Consider the following 22,393-nt stretch of genomic DNA (forward strand, 5'->3'; position numbering starts at 1 on the left):
TAAAGTTGTGTTATTATTTCAAAAAGCTATTTTTGTATGAAAATACCACTTATGAAAAAACTTTACTTTTTAATTATTGCGTTATGTTTTTTTAATGGATTGAGTGCGCAGGTAATTAATTTTCCAAATGCTCAATTTAAATCTGATTTGTTGTCGGGAAATTATACTAGAGATATTAATGGTTCCTATTTATCAGTCGACAGTAATGGTGACAATGAGATTGATATCTCTGAAGCCTTGAAAGTATATGAAATAGCGGATGAAAATCACTTCATTACCGATGTTACTGGTATCGAAAATTTCACAAATCTTGTAGCTTTAAAAATTCAAGGAAATAAGATTACTAATCTAGATGCATCTAATTTAAAAAAACTTAAATATTTAGATTGCAGTTCTAACATGCTAAAGACTTTAAATATATCAGGCCTTAATGATTTATCCTATTTAAAATGTAGTACCAATGGACTAAAAAATCTGGATTTAACAGGTTTAAAATCTCTTACTAATTTGTATTGCTCACAAAATGCTATTAAAAATTTACTTATAAAAGACCTGCCTCTTTTAAAACTTGTTGAATGTGTGGGACTTGGATTTGGTGACACTTCAACAACTAGTACTTTAGTATTAGATAATCTACCTAATTTAATAAATTTAGATTGCACGTCAGGAAATATTTCTGAATTAAAAATGACGGGAATTGGGAAGCTTGAATATTTAACTTGCAAAGGAAACAAATTAACAACATTGGATGCTTCAGAAATGTATAGTGCTAAAAGTATAATAGTTTCGAATAATTATGAATTGACTTCTTTATTTGTTAAGAATGGAGTTGACGAAAATGTGAGTTTTGGAAATAATAATTTTAATAGTGAGTTGAAATATATTTGTGCTGACGAAAGTCAAATAAAGAGTCTTCAATATAATATTGATAGAAATATGTCATATCTGTCAGGAAAGTGCTTAATCGGTTCATATTGTAGTTTTAAGCCTGGAGGGATTTTGTATACTGTAAAAGGTAATCAAAAATGGGATATAAACAATAACGGCTGTGACATACAAGATCCTATTTTTCCTTACCTAAAGATTAATATATCTAATGGAAATATTAGTGAAGATTTTATAGCTGATAATTCAGGGAATTATAGTATTTATGCTCAAGCTGGAAATCATACAATAAAGCCCGTTATTTTAGAAAATCCCTCTTTTTTTATAGTTTCTCCAAATAATATGAATGTTAATTTTCCGATTGATAATAATCCTTTTATTCAGGATTTTTGTATTTCATCAAATGGCAATCATTCGGATATAGAAATTGTTATGTTGCCAATACAAGATGCTAGACCTGGTTTTGATGCTAAGTATAAAATTATATTCAAGAACAAAGGAAATACTATTGAAGAAGGTTCAGTTAATTTGAATTTTGATGATAGTAAATTAGAATATGTTTCTTCAGATGTTTTTTTCACAAGTAAAGCATTAAATAAAATAGTATGGAATTTTAATAATTTGCAACCATTTGAAAGCAGGCAAATAATTGTTTCTTTAAAAGTCAATAGGCCAACAGAAACACCTCCTGTTAATATAGGTGATATAATATCCTATACAGTGAAAGTAGAATCTGATAGTAACGACGAAACACCATTAGACAACACTTTTACTTTAAATCAAACAGTTGTTGGTTCGTACGATCCAAACGACAAAACTTGTTTAGAAGGTTCTATTGTTACATCAAGTTTAATAGGTGAGTACGTGCATTACATGATTCGTTTTGAAAATACAGGAACATATTCAGCACAAAACATTGTGGTTAAAGATATGATTGATTTATCAAAATTTGATATTTCTACTTTAGTTCCGACAAGTTCAAGCCATTCATTTATAACTAAAATTTCAGAAGGTAACAAAGTAGAATTTATATTCGAAAACATCAATCTTCCTTTTGACGATGCAAATAATGACGGTTATATAGCTTTTAAAATCAAAACCAAACCAACACTTGTTTTGGGAGATTCATTTACAAACGAAGCAAATATTTACTTTGATTATAATTTTCCTATTTTAACCAATAAAGCGACTTCTACATTTAAAACATTAGGAATTCAGGATTTTGAATTTTCAAAGTATCTTAAATTATATCCAAATCCGACAAATCACTTTTTAAATATTTCGCAGAATCAGAATATCGAAATTCAATCATTTGAAATTTATGATATTTTAGGTCAATTGGTAATTGCAATTCCGAATGCGAAAACAACTTCGAATATTGATATTTCTAAGCTTAGAACAGGTAATTACTTTATAAAAGCAAAATCAGATAAAGGAAGCTCAAGTATGAAATTTATTAAGAATTAAACAGAATGTCCCACAGAAAGTGGGACTTTTATGTTTCAATAGTTTTTAATTTACAAAATTTTAACAAATAAAGTTGTGTTATTATCTTAAAAAGTTATTTTTGTATGAAAATACCACATATGAAAAAACTCTACTTTTTTGTTTTGACTTTTTGCTTTTTTAATGGTGCAAATGCGCAATTTGTTTCTTTTCAGGATTTTAATCTTAAAATGAAATTACTGTCATCTCCTGTAAATACGAACTCCAATTCTGAAATCGAAATCAGTGAGGCATTAAGCGCAACTTATTTGGATATTAGCAACTCTAATATCATTTCATTACAAGGATTAGAAAATTTTACCAATCTTCAATTTTTAAACTGTAGTGATAATCCAATTATGAATGATATCGATTTTAATGTCTTAAAGAAATTGGTCTATCTAGGATATTCAAATATTCAAAGCAAAGAATATTTACTAATTGAAAATTTACCCGAGCTAACCACAATAATGGCTGATGGATTAACGAATTTGAAATATCTTCAATGTACAGGAAATCCAAAATTAGGAACATTAAGTCTAAATGGGGCAGTTAATCTGACCGAAATTGCGGCTTCAAATAATAAATTGACTACCTTAAACCTACAAGGTTTAACTGCACTTAAAAAGTTGTATTGTGGAGGAAATCAATTGGCTGAATTAGACGTCAGAAGTTTTACAAATTTAGAATCTTTAGAATGTGGTGCTAATCTATTGACATCGCTAAAAGTGAATGGCTTAACAAAACTTTTTTCATTATCATGCACTTATAATAAACTGTTACAATTAGATCTTAACGGATTAACTAATCTGGGGTATTTGCAGTGTTTTTCTAATCAAATAATGAGCCTTAATGTAAGCGGTTCAGCCAATCTAATTGAGCTTTATTGTGATGGAAATGCTATTTCATCATTAAATTTGAATGGTTTACAAAAACTCGAGTATGTAAATTGCAGTAGTAATCAATTGCAATATTTAAATTTAAATGGATTGCCAAAGCTTAAAGGCTTTAGATGTATAAATAACAAGCTTACAGCTTTAGATTTAACGCAATTAGTAAGTTTAACAAAATTGGAGTGTTCCTATAACCAATTGAAAATGTTAGATGTAAGTGATTTAGGTAAATTAGAAGAGCTTAATTGCTCAAACAATGGACTTAATTTCTTGTATATAAGAAATGGCAGTAACGAAGCTAAAAATTTAAATTTCTCTGAAAATCCAAATTTGTTATATGTTTGTGCAGATGAAAGCCAATTGTCGCAAGTTCAAAGTCTTTTAAATAATTATGGGTATACCAACTGTAGTGTAAATGCCTATTGCTCATTTAATCCAGCAGGGCAATATTTTATTGTTTCAGGGGATAATAAAATAGATGTAGATAATAACGGTTGTGATAGTCAAGATTTAAGTTTACCAAATTTAAAGCTTAATATATCTAATGGAATTGATACTTCAAGTTACATAGCCAATGGAAATAGTTATTCTATTGCCTTGCCAGCAGGAACGCATTCTATAACACCTGTTTTAGAAAATCCTACTTATTTTTCGATTACACCATCAGTTATAAATGTTGACTTTCCATCACAGGCAAGTCCGTTGAATCAAAATTTTTGTATTACACCAAATGGTATACATTCCGACTTAGAAGTAGCTGTTTTACCAATCGATCCGGCCAGACCAGGATTTAACGCGTCTTACAAACTTATTTACAAGAATAAAGGAAATGTAGTGCAATCTGGAACAGTAAACCTAACTTTTGATGATTCTGTTTTAGATTTAATTTCAGCAAGTCAGGCTGCATCTTCGCAAGCAACGAATAATTTATTATGGAATTTTGGAAATCTGAGACCTTATGAATCTAAAGAAATTATTCTAACAGTAAAAGTAAATTCACCAACAAGCACACCTGCAGTAAATAATGGGGATATTCTAAAATTTACTACCGTTATTTCATCGCAAGACAATGATGAAACTCCTTTAGATAATACATTTGTTTTAAGTCAGACAGTTGTAGGTTCTTACGATCCAAATGATAAAACATGTCTAGAAGGGTCGGTGATTACTTCAAAATTAATAGGGGAGTATGTGCATTACATGATTCGTTTTGAAAACACAGGAACTTACATGGCACAAAATATCGTTGTAAAAGATATGATTGATTTATCAAAATTTGATATTTCTACATTAGTTCCGACAAGCTCGAGCCATTCTTTTGTAACTAAAATTTCAGAAGGCAATAAAGTAGAATTCATTTTTGAAGGAATTAATCTTCCTTTTGATGATGCAACTAATGATGGTTATATTGCTTTCAAAATAAAAACAAAGCCAACATTAATGGTTGGAGATTCGTTTAGTAATGAAGCTAATATTTATTTTGATTATAATTTCCCAATTTTGACTAATACAGCGATTTCAACTTTTAAAAGCACTTTAGGGACCGAGGATTTTAATTTCTCTAGATATTTAAGTTTATATCCAAATCCGGCAAATCAGTTTTTAAATATTTCGCAGAATCAGAATATCGAAATTCAATCATTTGAAATTTATGATATTTTAGGTCAATTGGTAATTGCAATTCCGAATGCGAAAACAACTTCAAATATTGATATTTCTAAGCTAAGAGCAGGTAATTATTTTATAAAAGTAAAATCAGATAAAGGAAGCTCGAGTGTGAAATTTATCAAGAATTAAACGAAAGCCCCATGGAAACATGGGGCTTTTCTTATAATGGTTTAGTTTCAAATTACTTCTTCATGTCAGTTCAAGTGGAGTCGAAAATCTTTTTGGAAACGATATTTATTATTAATTTGAAGCTAGCAGTTTTGATTCTTCTGGAGTAAATTCTGGAACAATAAAATAAGATGTTATTCCAGTTATTTTCATTTCATCCAAAATATCTACCAAATTACCATAATTTGATTTTTTGGAAGGTTTTATAATGACTACTAGATCTCGTTTTAGTTTATTAGAATTAGGAGCATAACTTTTTAAAGATTCGATTCTAGCAGTAAGTTCTTTTCGAATTCCATTTTTACCATATGTAACACTTTTAGGCTTTTTAATTGGACTTGAAATACCTCCAATGTAATAAATTAGTTTGTTGTTTTCGCCTAGTATAACTGTTATCGATCTATTTTCACCATCGTGACGGGCTGGACAGTCGCAACAACCCCTATTTCGTCCAGTATCATATTTCATTTCTTTGGGTTTTGACAATTCACCAACAACCATAAAAAATATAATCAGTAAAAAAGAAACACTGACCATTGCGGTTAAATCTACTTTTGAACTTAACTTTCTGCTTCTGACTTTCTGAGGCAAATTTTTCATAATTAGCGAGTTTTGATTTTAAATTTAATAATAAAAATAAAGCAAAAGTTAGATGTTTTTAAAAAATTTAGAAAAAATATAATAATCTTTTAACGGCTAGTTTTACTGATGATTTTAAGAGGAAATCAGCTTTTTTTGATATAAGATTAATTTTAGATGAAAACCAAAATATGTTTATCACCGTAAATGAGCTTATAACTTAAAATCATTTAAACATGAAAACTAGAAAATTTTTAGCCCTTGCAGTTTTAGCTTTAGGATTTGCATTTACATCAAATGCACAAAAATCAGTAATGGTTGGTGGAGCCGCAATGTATCCAAACAAAAATATTATTGAAAACGCTGTCAATTCAAAAGACCACACAACTTTGGTAGCGGCTGTAAAAGCGGCTGACTTAGTAGAAACTTTAAAAGGAAAAGGCCCTTTTACGGTTTTTGCTCCAACAAATGAAGCTTTTAATAAATTGCCAAAAGGAACCGTTGAAACATTACTAAAACCAGAGAATAAAAAAATGCTTCAAAACATTCTGACTTATCATGTTGTTTCCGGAAAATGGAATGCTTCGGATATTGCAAAAGCAATAAAAGAGGGTAAAGGAAAAGCAGCTATAAAAGCGGTAAATGGCGGAACATTAACAGCTTGGATGAAAGGTAAAGACTTGTATATTAGTGACGAGAGCGGAAATAAAGCAAAAGTTACTATTGCAGATGTAAATCAGTCAAATGGAGTTATTCACGTTATAGACGCGGTTTTACTTCCTAAAAAATAAATGACATAAATTCCAAATTCTATACTAGAATTTGGAATTTTATTTTGGCTTTTTTTAGCTTATTTTTTTGCGGTCAAAGTACTTCCTGCAGAAGCAATTACAACACAAACTACAGCCAGAATTTCATAAATGTTTAAACTCTCTTTAAGAAAAATAAAAGCACAAATTGAAGCTGCGGCTGGCTCTAAACTCATTAAAATACTAAAAGTTCGAGGAGGAAGTTTTCCTAAAGCGTTCATTTCTAAAGTAAACGGTATTGCACTCGATAAAAGAGCAAGAGCAATACCCATTCCGAAAAGTTTTGGCGTAAGATTGTTTAAGCCGCTTTCTAAGAAACCAAAAGGCAAAACCAAAAGGGCTGCAAATAGCATTCCTATAGTTACTGCATCTCCATCATTCATAATTTTAGAAACTTTGCCTCCTAAGACAATATAGGCACTCCAGAAAGCTCCTGCTAAAAGAGCACATATAATTCCGACGAAATCTAAGCGGTCACTTGCCCACGGAGCAATTAACAAAATACCGATTGCTGCAAGCAATACCCAGCAATAATCAACCAAACGTTTAGAACCTGCTATTGCAAGTATTAACGGGCCAACAAATTCTAAGGTTACAGCTAGGCCAATTGGAATTCTTTCTATCGCAAAATAATATATTAAATTCATAGCTCCCAATGATAAACCATAAGGAATTACAAGTTTCCATTGTTTTGCTGTTATAGTTTTTAAATTAGTTCGATAAGCTAATAATAAAATTATTGCCGAAATCCCAATACGCATAGATGCTGTGCCTGCTGCTCCGATTGTTGGGAAAAGTGTTTTTGCAATCGCGGCTCCGAATTGCACACTAATAATTGCTAATAATACTGCTGGAACAGGAGATAAGCTGATGTCTCTGTTTTTCATAAAAAGTATGACAGAATCATAAAAAGATTTGCTTCTGCCGGATAAATAAAATGTATTCTAAATTAATTGCCTAATGCTTTTTTTGTAACATAGGCGCGATAACCAATAATTGCCATTTGCCATTTCTTTGCTTTAGAAATATCCAGACCTTGTTTGGTAAAGCTTGGCAAAAGTAGTTTATTTAGTTTGGCTAATAATTTATACATAGTAGATTTGTTTCGGCAAAGATACAAAAAAAAGACTTTGTGGTTGAAACAAAGTCTTTTGGCAGTAAAATGAAGAAAGTATTTAAATTCTGAGAATCAGGTTTTCGTCGCCATCGGTTTCGCGATTTATAGCTTTTTTAGGTGCTTCAATCCATCCCGTTTTATTGATAACGAATTTAAAAAGATGTATTTTGTCTTTTTCAAATTGAGATTTAGGAACCGACAATTCATATGTATTTTTATTTTTCTTAATCATTTGAAAATTTTGGTCATTTGGATTCCATTTGTCAAACGAACCAGCAATTGAGACACTTTTTATTAAATCAGAATCTAAATTTTTATCGTGTTCATAAACAAAAACTACATTGCCATTAACGATTTTGTAACCATAAATACCCGTTTGTTTTTTATTTTCACTCAATAATTCGTTTGAAAGTCTTGTAATAGCTTCTCCTATTGAATTGGCTGTGTTTTCATCGCTTATATTTACAATAATAGAAATACCTAACTGACGCTCTGGATAAATGACCAGCATATTTTGAGTTCCAAATGCTCCGCCATGTTTCCAGCAGTTTTTTCCATTTTCATCTACTTGAATATAATCCCAAAAATAACCATTCCATGTTGTGAGACTGTTTAGCAAATTTCGCTGGGATTCCTGTACAATTTTATTTTTTGTATTTAACTCATAAGCAATAAATTTAGTCAAATCACCTAAAGTAGATTTTAATCTACCTGCAGCTCCCCAAAGGTTGTCTGAAATAGTTGGCATTAAAACTCCTTTAAGATTATAACCGTGAGCTATGACAACGTTTTGATCTAAATTTATACCACTTGATTTCATGCCTAATTTGGAGAAAATGTTTTCTTTCAAAAGTGTTTCGTAACTTTTTTGGTAGACATTCTCTAAAATATGAGCTGTAAGGTTCAGACTTCCGTTACTATAGATGAATTTAGTTCCTGGTAAAGTATCTAGTCTTATGGTTTTTAGCTCTCCAAAGAATTTTTCACGGCTATAAGATTCATCCATATTTTTGAAAGCCAAATAACTACTGTCGTTTCGATTTTTTCGCAACTCAGAATTATCTGGAAGATCTTTATTGAATCCTGTTCTGAAAGAAACCAAATCTTTAATTGTTATGGGTACTCCGTTGTATTCTAAGTTTGGGTAAGAACCTGTAATATATTTTCTAATATCGTCGTTTGGATTTAATTTTCCTTCTAAAACCGCTTGTGCGGCAAGTAAACCAGTAAACAATTTGGTAATAGATGCAACTTCAAAAACAGTATTATCATTGGCAATGTTTTCTTTTCCTTTGTCAATTTCTCCATAATGTTTTGTATAAGTCTTTCCATTTTTGACGATACCTATCGAAATTGAATTTGCTTTTGATTTCTCAGAAAGGATAGAAGCTGCTTTGTCCATTGCAATGAAAATATTTTTTTCAGCTGTACTTTTTTGTGGCCTCATTGAAAAACTAATGCACAAAAGTAAAATCAAAGTATACTTTTTCATTTGTGTGTTTTTAGGTTTTGATAAAGATGTGAAATAGAAAAAACCAGTGCTGAACACTGGTTTTCTTATATTTCAAAATAATAAAACTATGCTTTTTTATTTTGTTTCTCCATTTCTTTCATGTCTTTTTCATGCTGCTTCATATCTTTCTCATGCTGTTTCATGTCTTTTGCATGTTGCTTCATGTCTTTCGCATGCTGTTTCATATCAAGCTCATACTGTTTCATGTCCTGCTCGTATTGCTTCATGTTACTTTCGTAATCCTTAGAATCATCACCAAAGTCAAATTTAAAGTCATAGTTAAATTTTTCCATGTTTGCGCTGAATTTTTCCATAGCAATTTCGTACTTCGCTATTTCCTTTTCGTAAATGGCTTCTCGTTGAGACATAATAGCTTCAATTTGTTTCTCATATGCATCCATCTGAGGCTCCCATGCTTCCATTTGTTTTTCAAAAGCTTCCATGTCTTTTTCAAATTTAGCCATAGCAACTTTATCTTTTGGGTTTTTAGGAGCAACTGGAAGTTTTGGCATTTTTGACATATCAACTGCAGGAGCAGGAGGCAGTGGTCCTGAAGGAAATGAAGGTGGAGTTGGAGGTGTTGGAGGAACGATATCTCCGTTACGAACAATAACTCTTTCGTTTCTAATTATTACGGGCATTTTAAAATTTCTATCCGTATTAATGTTGATAGATTTTGCTCCAGTTTCATCAGTTCCAATGGCTAACTCACAGTCTTTTATAGCTTCGTCACCGTCAATTTTGATTGTTTGTTTTTTACCTGAATCTGATTTTACTTTGATCTGAATCGCTGTTAATTCTTCTTTGGTATTTCTTTTTACATCAGAAATTTCAACATCGAGATTATGGCTGCTTTTTAATTTTCCTGGAAGTTCATTTAATTCCTTGTCAGTTGTGTTTTTTGTTATCTTGATGGTTTCGTCAATATCTTTTATAGTATCTTTTTGGATAATAGAAGCTTCGTTTTGTTTCTTTTCTTGAGCAATAGTCCTTATTTGAAATAATAGAACAAACGCACCAAGAGCAGGAATTACTGCCGAATATTTCCAGTAATTTCTTTTGTTTGATTGATTTTTGTTTAACATGACAATTCGTTTTTTGATTAATGATTGATAAAAATGATTGGTGATTGCAACGCAAGTTTCATGCGTTGTGATTTTTAAAAGTGTGTACTGATATGCTTTCTTGTCTGCAATTTTCTTAGAAGCTTCACTGTCGGCAATAAATTCGAGGTTTTGTAAAATGGCTTTTTTATAAAGCCATACAATTGGGTTAAACCAAAATAGGATGCAGAAGATTCTCGAAATCAAAACATCGACAGTGTGCTTTTGGTCGCTATGCACTTTTTCATGCTCTAAAATATTCTCTAATTCTGTGGCGGTATATAGTGATGAGTTATATACAATGTAACCAAAATAGGAGAAGGGAGCAATATTTTCGTTGACATCAATAAATTTGAAATCATCTTGCTGTTCAATTTTCTTTCCTTTCAAAACAGCATTTAAGCTGTAAAAATCAAAAGCAAATTTGATCATAAAAGCTAAAAAGCCAATTCCGTAAACAATAGTTAAAACTAAACTCCAATTGATTTCAAAATTTTCCTCCTCATCAACCGTAACTGTTGTTGGTTTGTATTGAGGCTTGTAAGCAATGGCATCTTGACTTGAAATTGGAATGTTTTTTACAGCATTTTCCGTAGTTGTTATAATTGGATCGGGAGCAAGCGCAGGCGGTGCTTCAACCCAAATTACTTTGGTGTACACTACAAAAGGCAGTATAACAGAAGTAATTAATCCGGCAATTAAAAACCATCGGCTGCTGTTAAAAAAAGTCTCTTTGCGCAGTAAAAAAATGTAAGCAAAATAAAACATTGCTAATAACCCGCTTGATTTTAAGATAAAAATGAAAAGTGCTTCCATAGTATTCTGATTATTTACCTTCTTTTGGATTCTCGATCATATCTAAGATTTCACGTAGTTCATCTGCTGAAATTTTCTCTTCTTTCGCAAAAAAAGAAACCATGCTTTTATATGAACTATTAAAATAATTATCTATTGCAGTACTCATAAAGCCTTTTCGATAATCTTCAATGCTTACCGCTGGGTAATACTGGTGCGTATTTCCGAAAGCATTGTGCGCAACATAACCTTTCTCTTCCAGATTACGAACAATGGTAGACAAAGTGTTGTAATGCGGCTGATCTTCTAAAATCTCTGCTTGAATTTCTTTTACAAAAGCCTTTTTCAACTTCCATAAAATATGCATGATTTCTTCTTCTTTATTGGTTAGCTTTTGCATTTTTTCTATTTAAAAATTAGAAACGTATTATTTCTTGGTTATAATTTCGATTACTCCGTTTGAAGCTTTATCACCATATTGTCCAGTCGCATTAACTCCATTTAAAACATTTACAGATTCAATATCAGTTGGTTTAATGCTGTTATAATCAAAACCAGAAGGCATTTCTTCTCCGTCGACAATTACAAGCGGACTAGATATTTTTACATTTGTTTTTGTGCCATTTGAAACAGCAACAGCTGTACCTCCAGTTGTAATAACTTTAATATTATTATCTTTATTTATAACTACAGTAGTGCTAATATTTGCATTAGTATCACTGTCAGTTTTTGTACTAGTAATAGAATTAGTGTTAACATTGGTTTCTGTATTAGCAGTTATATTTTTAGTTTCTGTTGCATTTGACATTTTCTCATTTGCACTTACATTTTTGTTCACAGCATTTTTTTCGTCATCTGTTTTAATGCCAGTTCTTTTGGCTCCATTTTTTCCTGTAATAACAACTACTCCAAAATCTTTTATGGCAACTTTTCCGCCTGTTTGGATAGATTGAGATTTTTGATTTTCATAAGCTACTTCAACTACAATTGAAGTTAACTCGTTTGCTGAGTTTCTTTTGATTTTAGAAGCTTCAAAATCAACATTATGCAACGATTTTAATTGCACTTTTATTCTTTTTAATTCTAAATCTGTAGTATACTTTTGGATTTTGTAAACATCAACAGATTCAATTTCATTCGAAACTGATTTTACAGTTTGTGGTCTTTCTTTTGCAATTACTTCAATTTGAAATAATAGAACAAACGCTACAAGAGCTGGAATTACAGCATAATACTTCCAAGAATTACTTTTTTTTGATTGATTTTTGTTTAACATAACGATTCGTTTTTTGATTAATGATTGATAAAAATGATTAGTGATTGCAACACAATTTTCGTGTGTTGTTATTTTTAAAAGCGTGTATTGGTATGCCTTTTTATCTAAAAGCTTTTTTGCGGCCTCGCTGTCGGCAATAAATTCTAAGTTTTGAGTTATTGCTTTTTTATAAAGCCAAACAATCGGATTGAACCAGAAAATAATGCTGAATATTCTCGAAATCAATACATCGAATGTATGATTTTGATCGCTGTGCACTTTTTCGTGCTCAATTATGCTTTCCAATTCTGAAGCTGTATACAGTGATGAGTTGTATACGATATATTCAAAATAGGAGAAAGGAGCAATATTTTCGTTTATATCTATGAATTTAAAATCGGCTTGTTGCTGGATCTTTTGTCCTTTAATTACTGTATTTAGACTATAAAAATCGATTGCTAATTTTATAAGGAAAATTAAAAAACCAATGGAATAAAGGCTTAAAATCAAATATGTCCAGTTAAAGTCTACCGATTCTTCTTGTGAAATGTTTTGTATATTGTTTTGAAAATTGATGTTGATATCGGGAGTAGCTTCAATCCATACTTCTTTTGTGTAAGTCAAGAAAGGCAAAATTGCCGATACAATTAATCCAGACAAAAGGAACCATCTATTGCTATTAAAGAACGTTTCTTTGCGCAATAAGAAAAAGTAAGCGCAATAAAACAAAAGCATTAAACTGCTTGATTTGATAATATAGATGAAAAGTGCTTCCATAATGTGAATTATTTATCTTCTTTTTTATTTTCGATCATCGATAAAATTTCGCGTAATTCATCTGCTGAAATTTTTTCTTCTTTAGCAAAAAAGGAAACCATACTTTTATAAGAACTATTAAAGTAATTATCGATTGCGGTTTTCATAAATCCTTTTCTGTAATCTTCAATTGGTACAATCGGAAAGTATTGATGTGTATTTCCGAAGGCATTGTGTCCAACATAGCCCTTTTCCTCCAGATTACGCACAATTGTAGATAATGTATTATAATGCGGCTGATCTTCTGTGATTTCGGCTTGAATCTCTTTTACAAAAGCTTTTTTTAGCTTCCATAAAATCATCATGATTTCTTCCTCTTTGTTTGTTAACTTCTGCATCTTCTTTAATTTTAATTCAAACGTACAACTATTTTTTTAGTTACACAACTATAAAAATAGTTATTTAACTAAAAATTAAGTTTGATTTCAATTATAGACACAGAAATGCTATTCAAATTTAATGGTAATAAATTGAATTATAGGGTTTTAAAAAGTTAAGAATTGTTATGAGGCTTTTTGGTTGATCAAAGCATTTTTAATCCAGATGCAGCATCCTGTTGCAAGAACACCACTACAGGCCATAAAAAGCCAGTTGGTTTGGTAACCAAATCGGGTAATGATTTCGAAGCCGAGTTTAGAACTAATAATATGAGCAAGACTAAAACTCATGGTATAAAGTGCCATGTAGCGTCCTTCTTGTCCACGTGGAGCACGGCTTAACGCGAATGCGTTAGAAAACGGAAAAGTAAGCACTTCTCCAATAGAAATACAAACCATACTTACAACCAATATTCCGGCCCAGAAATTAATAAGCAACAAAAAGAAGCTTGAAGCCATTACAAATGAGCCCACTATTATGATTCTGATTTTTGGAAAAGCTTTTCGTTCTAAAAATCCAACTGTTGGCATTTCAAGAGAAAAGATTAAGAGACCATTTAAAGTCATTAAAAGTCCTGTTTGGAATTCGCTTAATCCAAATTTTTCATTATGATATAAAGGAAGAGTGGTGAAAAGCTGGAAGAAAATCATAGCCGTTATAAAACTTACGAATAAGAAAACCCAGAAAATCTTATCATGAAAAACCGACTTTACATCTGTAGCGCTTTCTGTTTTCTCGTCGTGAGTCGCTTTTTTCTTTTCTTTTACTAACAAAGCAAAAATTGAGATAGAAATAATGCAAGAAGCTCCATCAACCCAAAAAAGACCCGAGTATCCCATCCCCATAATAATTAAACCACCAAGTGCTGGCCCTGCGGCAAAACCTAAATTTACGGCAAGACGTACCAATGTTAGGGCACGAGTTCTATTTTCTGGTTTGGCATAAGCTCCTAGAGATACGAACATGGCGGGGCGAAACATATCTGCAATTGTCATAAGAATGAACATAGCAACACAAAGCGTCCAGAAAGTAGTAATATATTGTACAAAGAAAAGCGAAACTCCACTCGTAAATAAACTAAAAATCATGATTTTGTAGAATCCTATTTTATCTGATAGTTTACCTCCCAACCAAGAACCAAGCATTGACCCAAAACCAAAAGCGACCATAATCCATCCAACTTGATTGTAAGTAAAATGAAGATCTTCTTTTAAATATTTAGATAAAAAAGGAAGAACCATTGTCCCAGCGCGGTTGATAAAAGTAATAATGGCAAGAATCCAAACTTCTCTAGTAAAACCTCGAAAGTTGTTAATGTAGTGGGTTAAGGCGTTTTTAAGCATTTTGTGTGATAGGTTATCGTAACAAAGTTAGGAAACTTTGTCTCGTTAAGTGGTTGTTGTTTTGTTACTTTTGAACTATTTTTGCAGAAAATTTCTAAGATGAAAACTATAAACGCCCTAGCTTTATTGTTGGTATTTAATTTTGGTTTTGCACAAAAAAAGTTTAGTAAAACTGATGTTCAAAAATTTCAAAAGAAAATCAACTCCGAATATGCTGATCCTAAGACAAGTCCGTTGATGACTGAAGATCTAAAAACTTTTAAAAGCTTAGATTTTTTTCCTATTTCTGAAACTTATTTTGTAAATGCAACTTTGGTAAAAGCCAAAGGCGGAAAAGTTTTTGAAATGAAAACCTCAGGAACACGTACTCCAAAATATACTAAGTATGGAACTTTGCATTTTAAAATAAATGGAAAAGCTTTTCAGCTAGCAGTTTATCAAAGTCTAGATCTTATTGTGCAGGAAAAATATAAAAACCATTTGTTCTTGCCTTTTTCTGATTTAACAACTGGTAAAGAAAGTTACATTGGAGGACGTTATATTGATTTAGAAATTCCGAAAGGAAATACAATTGCGGTAGACTTTAATCAAGCTTATAATCCGTATTGCGCTTATAACTATAAATATTCTTGTCCGCTTGTGCCTCAGGAAAATGATTTGAAAATTGAAATCAAAGCAGGTGTAAAGACTTTTCATTAATGGAATATTTTAATCTTCATACTCATCAATTTACCAATGAATCAGATGTTTTAGAATTGGTTAATCAATATCCAAAAGATTTTGATGCTTCGATTCCGTTTTATTCCATCGGTATTCATCCGTGGTATATTGATGAAAATCGGCTTGATGAAGATTTGAAAATTATAGAAGAAAAACTGCAGGCCAAAAATTGTCTGGCAATAGGCGAATGCGGTTTGGATAAAAGAATTGAAGTCCCGTTTGATTTGCAGGTTTCAGTTTTTGAAAAACAATTAGAATTAGCAGAAGAACATAAGAAACCTGTAGTAATTCATTGCGTGGCCGCTTTTCAGGAAGTAATGGCGATTAAGAAAAAAATGAAGATACATGTTCCCATGATTATTCATGGTTTTTCTAAGAATAATCAATTGGCTGAACAATTAATAGCAGCTGGATTTTATCTTTCATTTGGAAAATATTTATTCAAAAATCCAGATTTGAAGTTGGTTTTTCAAAATGTTCCAAATGATCGTTTTTTCTTAGAAACAGATACTATTGAAGAATCAATTAAAGAAGTTTACAAATTGGCTTCTGAGTATAAAGGATTAAATATAAAAGTTTTAAAAGATATTATTTCGAGTAATTATAGAAGTGTGTTCGAATTGTAAAACATGATTTGTCAGGCGAAGTAAAGTCGAAGTCCAAACCAATTGGAACACCTTTCGACTTCGCTCAGGACGCCAAACGTGTAAAACTTGAAACATTAAACTTGAAACAAAAAAAATAAAATAAAGAATATATGGCAGAATGGACAGAAAGAGCTGAGCTTTTGTTTACTAAAGAAGGATTAGAAAATTTACAAAAATCTAATGTTTTAGTCGTTGGACTAGGAGGAGTTGGATCTTTTGCAGCTGAATTTTTAGCAAGAGCAGGAGTAGGAAACATGACAATTGTAGACGGAGACGTTGTGGATATTACCAATATTAACCGTCAATTACCAGCTTTACATTCAACAGTTGGCGAGCCGAAAATTAAAATTGTAGGCGATCGTTTAATGGATATTAATCCAGAATTAAATCTAACTCGTGTTCAGGAATTTCTTTCTCCAGAACGTGCTTTTGAGATTGTTTCTCCAGAATTTGATTATGTTTTAGACTGCATCGACAGTATTACTCCAAAATTAAATCTGATTATTGCCGCAAAACGCAAAAGGGTAAAAATCATTAGCAGTATGGGTGCTGGCGGGAAAATGCTAGCTTCAAAAGTAAAAGTAGCGGATATTTCAAAAACAATTAATTGCTATTTTTCTAAAACAATTCGCAAGCGTTTAAAAGAAGTAAAAATTAATAAACTGAAAGTAGTTTTCTCTTCTGAAATTCAAGATGAAAAAAGCTTAAAATTAACAGATGGTAAAAACTTCAAAAAATCATTTTACGGAACAAACAGCTATATGCCAGGATTATTTGGTTTACATGCTGCTGAAACGGTGATTAGACATCTGCTTAAAAAATAAGGTTCTTAAGATGCTAAGATTCTAAGGTGCTAAGTTTTTAGCTTCTAGACTGAATCTTATGTTTCTGAACCTTAATAAATAAAACTCAAAGCAAACTTTGTCAAAGTCTAAAAACTTTGACAAAGTTAAATACAAAAGAGAGAAACCTTAGAACCTTTGCCTCTTAGAACCTTAGCACCTAAAAAAATGATTAAAACAGTAATTTTTGACATGGATGGCGTAATTGTTGACACAGAGCCTGTTCATCGTTATGCCTATTATTTGCAATTTTCAGAATTGAATATTGAAGTTCCTGAAGAAATGTATACCACATTTACAGGATTTTCTACTCGAAATACATTTCAGACTTTAAAAAGCTATTTTCCAACTGTAGAACAGGAAGTTGAGGATTTGATTCAGAGAAAAAGAACTATTTTCAATGATGCTTTTGATACTAAAGAAGATTTATATCTTTTGAATGGTGTCGAAGATTTAATTAAAGATTTATACAACAACGGAATACAATTAATTTTGGCTTCTTCGGCATCAAAAGTTACTATTGATCGCGTTTTCACTAGATTTAATCTGCATCAGTATTTTACACATATTGTCAGCGGAGAAGATTTTCCGCAATCAAAACCAAATCCAGCGATATTTATTCACGCAGCTTCATTGTCGATTGCGCCAAAAGAAGAATGCATTATTATTGAAGATAGTACAAATGGAGTGAAAGCAGCAAAGGGTGCAGGGATTTATTGTGTAGGTTACAAAAGCGAACATTCTCATTTGCAAGATTTGTCTGAAGCTGATTTAGTTATAGAGCATTTTAACGACCTTAGTGCTAAAAAAATATCACACTTAAAGGGCTGAATTATATAAAATTTAACATTTGTTCCCTAATTGAATTTGTAAATTTGAATAAAAATAAAACTTAAAATAATGAAGAAACTACTTATTGCTTTAGCCCTGATCTTAGGACCGTTAGCATCAGAAGCACAAGTAAAAACACCGCAAGCAAGTCCAAAAGGATATATTAAACAAACTGTTGGTTTAACCGATGTTGAAGTTACCTATTCAAGACCGGGAGCAAGAGGAAGAGCTGTGTTTGGAAATTTGGTTCCGTTTGGGAAATTATGGAGAACCGGTGCAAACGAAAATACAATTATTAATTTTAGCGACGATGTTATAATTGACGGAAAAACGTTAAAGAAAGGAAAATATGCAATTTATACAGTTCCGAGAATCGAAAGCTGGGACATCATTTTTTATCTTTCTACAGACAACTGGGGGTTGCCAGAAAATTGGAGCGATTCTTATGTAGCTTTAAAAACGACAGTAAAAGAAGAGGCATTGCCAACTCCTGTTGAGACATTTACAATCGGTATTAATGGTTTAGATCCAAACTTTGGTTATTTAGATATTGCTTGGGAAAACTCTCATGTAGCTTTAAAATTTGAAGTTCCAACTGCTAAAATTGCAGTGGCAAGTATAGATAAAGCATTGGCTGGTCCAACTTGGAATGATTATTTTGCAGCTTCTCAATATTTATTCCAATCAAACGGAAATATAGAAACTGCTAGAAATTATGTTGACAAGGCTCTAGATATGAGCTCAGATAAACCATATTATGTATCAAGATTAAAATCTTTAATCCAAGCAAAACAAGGTGATAAAAAAGGCGCAATCGAAACTGCAAAAGCTTCTTTGGCATCTGCTGAAGCGGCAAACAACGCTGATTACGTAAAATTAAACAAAGACAGTATAGCTGAGTGGAGCAGATAAGTTTTTAAATCTTCAAAATATAAAATTCTAAATTCCAAGACTTTCGGGTTTTGGAATTTTTTTTGTAATATATATAGACAGACTTGTCAGTATGTTTAAAATTTTATTACATTTGTAACTGTTTAGCTATAGTTTAGAGCGATACATAAAATAATACATTTTAAGATGCAACCTAAAGAACGAATTTTAGAAAAGACTTTTACTTTATTTCATAGTCAAGGTTATAATGCCACAGGAATAAATCAGATTATTGAAGAAGCAAAAGTGGCTAAAGCCAGTTTTTATCAGCACTTTAAATCTAAAGAAGATTTGTGTGTAGCTTTTCTTGAGCGACGCCATTCTTTTTGGTTTAACGAATTATTGAAATTTACTTCAAATGTTGAAGATTCTAACTTGAAGGTTATTGCATCATTTGATTTTTTGATTTACATGAATAAAAATGAAAATTTTAGAGGGTGTAGTTTTCTAAATATACTTTCAGAGATTCCGTCTGATAATATTAAGATACTCAACGTTATTCAAAGTCATAAAAGTGATTTGCGAGTTTATTTTAAAGATATTTTAAAAGATGATTTGTTAGCAGACCACATCTATTTATTATTTGAAAGCTGTATAATCGAAAGTCAGTTGTTTAAATCGAATCAGTTAATAGAACAATCAAAAAAGATAATTCAAACTTTAATTTTAAAATAATGGAACAGAAATTACCGCTGCCTCCGTTCTCTTTAGAAACGGCATTGGAAAAAATCCAATTGGCAGAAGATGCATGGAATAGTCAAGATCCCGAGAGAGTTTCAAAAGCTTACACAAAAGATAGCGAATGGAGAAATAGGGATAAATTTGTAAACGGTCGTGATGAAATCATTCTTTTTTTGACTGAAAAATGGAAAAAAGAAAGAAACTACAAATTGAAAAAAGAATATTGGGCTCATACCGAAAACAGAATTGCAGTGCGATTTGAGTATGAATACCAAGATATTGATGGAAATTGGTTTAGAGCCTACGGAAATGAAAACTGGGAATTTGATGCAAATGGTTTAATGCAGAAAAGGTTTGCAAGTATAAATGATCTTCAGATTTCTGAACAAGACAGAAAATTTAAGTAAAAAGAAAGTTGTTGCACTAATTCATGCTAGGCGGTTCTGGAATTTTAATTTTTTGTTTGATTTTCTTTACAATCAGAAGATAAAACGTAATTCCTCCTAAAATAATAAGAAGCGCAATCTGGAGCTGGCCTAGTACATTATTTCTACTATACATCGCATTTGCAACTGCAAGTTTAGCTTTTCCTTCTTCAATCTGAATATCAGAAAGAGATTCAAGTGTTTTTAAAGCTTCAGCACTAGAATTGGCTATTTTATCCCAATTTTTGCTTTCAACCTGTTTGTTTATTTCTTTACAGGAAAGTAAAAACGCATCAAAGTATTGTTTTTCTTTATTTGTTAAAACTGTTTTAGCATACAAATCATCAATATCGTGGATAATGTTTAGTGTATGAACGATTTCATCTTTTTTGATAACGTCACTTAAATTTAGTTTTTCTGCTTCAGCTTTTATAAAATGAAGTTCTTTTGAATATTGAAAGATATAATGTGCAACAACCAATCTATCTTTGTAAATCGCATTGATGTTATCATTTACGTTTTTGGAATTTCGAAGCGTATTAAAATTTCCAAGTAAAATAATCAGCATTACAATTAACAGAATAAAAGCAGCTTTGGTTTTGTTGCTGTATTTTTTTGAATCTCTCATATTGATGATTTTTTGAAGTTTAAAACGTGAAAATCTTATTTTAGTAATTAGAATTTACTAAAATAAGATTTTTGCTTAGAATAATTTCAGACTCTGAATAATATTCTTAGTCCAAAATTAATTCATTATCATCTGGTTTTCCTCTAAAAAATAAAAACTGCAATAGAAGTGCTAATACAATTGTCAAGATTGCTCCAATAAAATTTAGCCATAAATAACCTAGTTTTTCCTGACTGTAAATCATAAAATAATAGATTATAAAAATGGTAAGCTGACTTATAATTGCACTAATAAACATTGGTTTTGCTTGAACTCTCTTAGTATAAAAAGCTACAAGAAATATTCCCAAAACGGTTCCGTAGAAGATAGAGCCAATAATATTTACAAGCTGAATTAAATTTTCAAATAAAGTTCCTACACAAGCAAAAAGTATTGCTATAACTCCCCAGAAAAGAGTAAAAAACTTAGTAACATGCAAATAATGTTTTTCTGATTTTTCTTCTTTCTGATTTCTTTTGTAAATATCAATTGCTGTTGTAGAAGCTAAAGCTGTTAATCCAGAAGCGGTAGAAGACATCGCTGCCGACAGAATAACGGCTAATAGCAATCCGATTAGACCTTTTGGCAAATAATGCAGAATAAAATGAAAGAATACATAATCTTTATCATTTGTTTCTGAATTACTATCGGCTCTCGAAATAATTTCTTTTGCTTTATCACGAAGATCCTTTTCTTTATTTGATAATGCAACTAATTCTTTACGCAATATTGGATTGTCGTAATCCTGATTTAGCTGATCAATGTATAATAAATTGATAACTTTTTTATCTTCTGAAAGTTTCACCAGCTTTTCTTCTAAAACATGATATTCTTGTTTAAAAGGAGATTTTTCAATAGCAATTTTATTATTCGGATTAAAATTTAACGGCACAGGATTAAATTGAAAAAAGACAAAAACCATAACTCCTGTAAGAAGTATAAAGAATTGCATAGGCACTTTGAGTAATCCGTTCATGATTAATCCCATCTGGCTTTCACGAACTGATTTTCCAGATAAATAGCGCCCAACTTGAGATTGGTCTGTACCAAAATAGGCTAGGGCCAAAAAGAAACCGCCCGTAATACCACTCCAAAAAGTATATTTTTCTTCAGGATCAAAAGAAAAATCTACAATATTCATTTTATCGTTTGCTCCAGCAATATGCAAAGCGCTATTGAAAGTCATATCGTTTGGAAGATAATGTAGAATTAGGAAAAACGTGATAAACATTCCAGACATAATGACAAACATCTGCTGTTTTTGAGTTACGTTTACTGCTTTTGTTCCTCCGGAGAAAGTATAGATAATTACCATAACTCCGATAATGATGTTCATTACAGTTAAATTCCATCCTAATAATGCAGACAAAATAATCGCTGGTGCGTAAATGGTTAAACCGGTTCCTAAACCTCTTTGAACGAGAAATAAAATTGCTGCTAGCGAACGTGTTCTAACATCAAATCGCCGCTCTAAAAATTCGTATGCGGTAAAAACTTTACTTTTATGATATAACGGAATAAAAGTCAAACAAATGACAACCATTGCAATTGGGAGACCAAAATAAAACTGAACGAAACCCATTCCGTCATGATACGCTTGTCCAGGTGTAGATAAAAACGTAATTGCACTGGCTTGCGTAGCCATTACAGAAAGTCCGACAGTATACCAAGGTGTTTCATTGTTTCCTAAAATGAAATCTTCTACGTTTTTACTGCCTCGAGTTTTCCAAGAGCCGTATCCAACAATAAATAATAATGTTACAATAAGAACAATCCAGTCAAATAGCTGCATAGGTTATGAGTATAATTGCATGATTAAGAAAAAGATAGCAATGTAAATTGC

General features: G+C 31.3%; 21 protein-coding genes. 10 read left to right on the forward strand and 11 right to left on the reverse strand.

The window, feature by feature from the left end:
- Positions 1-36: 36 nt before the first annotated feature.
- Complete coding sequence (locus ABXT06_RS19575; protein WP_354592253.1) at positions 37-2,352, forward strand: DUF7619 domain-containing protein; 2,316 nt, start codon at positions 37-39, stop codon at positions 2,350-2,352.
- 104 nt (positions 2,353-2,456) lie between these two features.
- The gene (locus ABXT06_RS19580; RefSeq protein WP_354592254.1) at positions 2,457-5,060 is read left to right on the forward strand and encodes a DUF7619 domain-containing protein; all 2,604 of its coding nucleotides are present in this window, start codon (positions 2,457-2,459) and stop codon (positions 5,058-5,060) included.
- A gap of 111 nt (positions 5,061-5,171) precedes the next feature.
- Here ABXT06_RS19580 and ABXT06_RS19585 read toward each other — a convergent pair whose 3' ends face one another.
- Positions 5,172-5,699, reverse strand: a complete 528-nt coding sequence (locus ABXT06_RS19585; RefSeq protein ID WP_354592255.1) for an ExbD/TolR family protein — start codon at positions 5,697-5,699, stop codon at positions 5,172-5,174.
- Positions 5,700-5,914: 215 nt separating this feature from the next.
- On the opposite strand from ABXT06_RS19585, the gene ABXT06_RS19590 reads away from it, so the two are divergent.
- Positions 5,915-6,469, forward strand: a complete 555-nt coding sequence (locus ABXT06_RS19590; protein WP_354592256.1) for a fasciclin domain-containing protein — start codon at positions 5,915-5,917, stop codon at positions 6,467-6,469.
- Positions 6,470-6,528: 59 nt separating this feature from the next.
- Here the strand turns inward: ABXT06_RS19590 and ABXT06_RS19595 are convergent, their stop codons facing one another.
- The 8 genes from ABXT06_RS19595 to ABXT06_RS19630 all read right to left on the reverse strand — a co-directional run bounded on the left by ABXT06_RS19595 (position 6,529) and on the right by ABXT06_RS19630 (position 14,807).
- Positions 6,529-7,374: an EamA family transporter gene (locus ABXT06_RS19595; RefSeq protein ID WP_354592257.1), complete on the reverse strand. Its 846-nt coding sequence runs from the start codon at positions 7,372-7,374 to the stop codon at positions 6,529-6,531.
- A 62-nt stretch (positions 7,375-7,436) separates the two neighbouring features.
- A complete protein-coding gene (locus ABXT06_RS19600; RefSeq protein WP_111368963.1) occupies positions 7,437-7,580 on the reverse strand; it encodes an SsrA-binding protein in 144 nt (47 codons plus the stop codon).
- Positions 7,581-7,662: 82 nt separating this feature from the next.
- Complete coding sequence (locus ABXT06_RS19605) at positions 7,663-9,096, reverse strand: serine hydrolase (RefSeq protein ID WP_354592258.1); 1,434 nt, start codon at positions 9,094-9,096, stop codon at positions 7,663-7,665.
- Positions 9,097-9,182: 86 nt separating this feature from the next.
- Positions 9,183-11,036, reverse strand: a complete 1,854-nt coding sequence (locus ABXT06_RS19610) for a M56 family metallopeptidase (RefSeq protein ID WP_354592259.1) — start codon at positions 11,034-11,036, stop codon at positions 9,183-9,185.
- A 10-nt stretch (positions 11,037-11,046) separates the two neighbouring features.
- Positions 11,047-11,415 carry a BlaI/MecI/CopY family transcriptional regulator gene (locus ABXT06_RS19615; RefSeq protein WP_008468912.1) on the reverse strand — a complete coding sequence of 123 codons (369 nt, stop codon included), beginning with the start codon at positions 11,413-11,415 and terminating at the stop codon, positions 11,047-11,049.
- A gap of 27 nt (positions 11,416-11,442) precedes the next feature.
- Positions 11,443-13,047 carry a M56 family metallopeptidase gene (locus tag ABXT06_RS19620; protein ID WP_354592260.1) on the reverse strand — a complete coding sequence of 535 codons (1,605 nt, stop codon included), beginning with the start codon at positions 13,045-13,047 and terminating at the stop codon, positions 11,443-11,445.
- Positions 13,048-13,055: 8 nt separating this feature from the next.
- The gene (locus tag ABXT06_RS19625) at positions 13,056-13,424 is read right to left on the reverse strand and encodes a BlaI/MecI/CopY family transcriptional regulator (protein WP_066034576.1); all 369 of its coding nucleotides are present in this window, start codon (positions 13,422-13,424) and stop codon (positions 13,056-13,058) included.
- A 165-nt stretch (positions 13,425-13,589) separates the two neighbouring features.
- Positions 13,590-14,807 (reverse strand): MDR family MFS transporter, encoded by a 1,218-nt coding sequence (locus tag ABXT06_RS19630; RefSeq protein ID WP_354592261.1) that lies wholly within the window; start codon positions 14,805-14,807, stop codon positions 13,590-13,592.
- Between the two features lie 99 nt (positions 14,808-14,906).
- Here ABXT06_RS19630 and ABXT06_RS19635 point away from each other — a divergent pair, with 99 nt between their 5' ends.
- The 7 genes from ABXT06_RS19635 (at position 14,907) to ABXT06_RS19665 (ending at position 19,865) form a co-directional block, all read left to right on the forward strand.
- A complete protein-coding gene (locus ABXT06_RS19635; protein WP_354592262.1) occupies positions 14,907-15,506 on the forward strand; it encodes a DUF1684 domain-containing protein in 600 nt (199 codons plus the stop codon).
- The gene (locus ABXT06_RS19640) at positions 15,506-16,153 is read left to right on the forward strand and encodes a TatD family hydrolase (RefSeq protein WP_354592263.1); all 648 of its coding nucleotides are present in this window, start codon (positions 15,506-15,508) and stop codon (positions 16,151-16,153) included. Before ABXT06_RS19635 ends, ABXT06_RS19640 begins: the two co-directional genes overlap by 1 nt.
- Positions 16,154-16,284: 131 nt before the next feature.
- Positions 16,285-16,998 carry a tRNA threonylcarbamoyladenosine dehydratase gene (locus tag ABXT06_RS19645; protein WP_354592264.1) on the forward strand — a complete coding sequence of 238 codons (714 nt, stop codon included), beginning with the start codon at positions 16,285-16,287 and terminating at the stop codon, positions 16,996-16,998.
- 186 nt (positions 16,999-17,184) lie between these two features.
- The gene (locus ABXT06_RS19650; RefSeq protein WP_354592265.1) at positions 17,185-17,847 is read left to right on the forward strand and encodes an HAD family hydrolase; all 663 of its coding nucleotides are present in this window, start codon (positions 17,185-17,187) and stop codon (positions 17,845-17,847) included.
- Positions 17,848-17,916: 69 nt separating this feature from the next.
- A complete protein-coding gene (locus ABXT06_RS19655; RefSeq protein ID WP_354592266.1) occupies positions 17,917-18,759 on the forward strand; it encodes a DUF2911 domain-containing protein in 843 nt (280 codons plus the stop codon).
- A 165-nt stretch (positions 18,760-18,924) separates the two neighbouring features.
- A complete protein-coding gene (locus ABXT06_RS19660; RefSeq protein ID WP_354592267.1) occupies positions 18,925-19,452 on the forward strand; it encodes a TetR/AcrR family transcriptional regulator in 528 nt (175 codons plus the stop codon).
- On the forward strand, positions 19,452-19,865 hold the full coding sequence (locus ABXT06_RS19665; protein ID WP_354592268.1) for a DUF1348 family protein: 414 nt from the start codon (positions 19,452-19,454) through the stop codon (positions 19,863-19,865). Before ABXT06_RS19660 ends, ABXT06_RS19665 begins: the two co-directional genes overlap by 1 nt.
- 16 nt (positions 19,866-19,881) lie before the next feature.
- Here ABXT06_RS19665 and ABXT06_RS19670 read toward each other — a convergent pair whose 3' ends face one another.
- A complete protein-coding gene (locus ABXT06_RS19670; protein WP_354592269.1) occupies positions 19,882-20,511 on the reverse strand; it encodes an MCP four helix bundle domain-containing protein in 630 nt (209 codons plus the stop codon).
- A gap of 106 nt (positions 20,512-20,617) precedes the next feature.
- Positions 20,618-22,342: a sodium:solute symporter family protein gene (locus ABXT06_RS19675; RefSeq protein ID WP_354592270.1), complete on the reverse strand. Its 1,725-nt coding sequence runs from the start codon at positions 22,340-22,342 to the stop codon at positions 20,618-20,620.
- Positions 22,343-22,393: the final 51 nt, after the last annotated feature.

Source organism: Flavobacterium sp. UW10123, from assembly GCF_040538975.1.
Taxonomy (GTDB): domain Bacteria; phylum Bacteroidota; class Bacteroidia; order Flavobacteriales; family Flavobacteriaceae; genus Flavobacterium.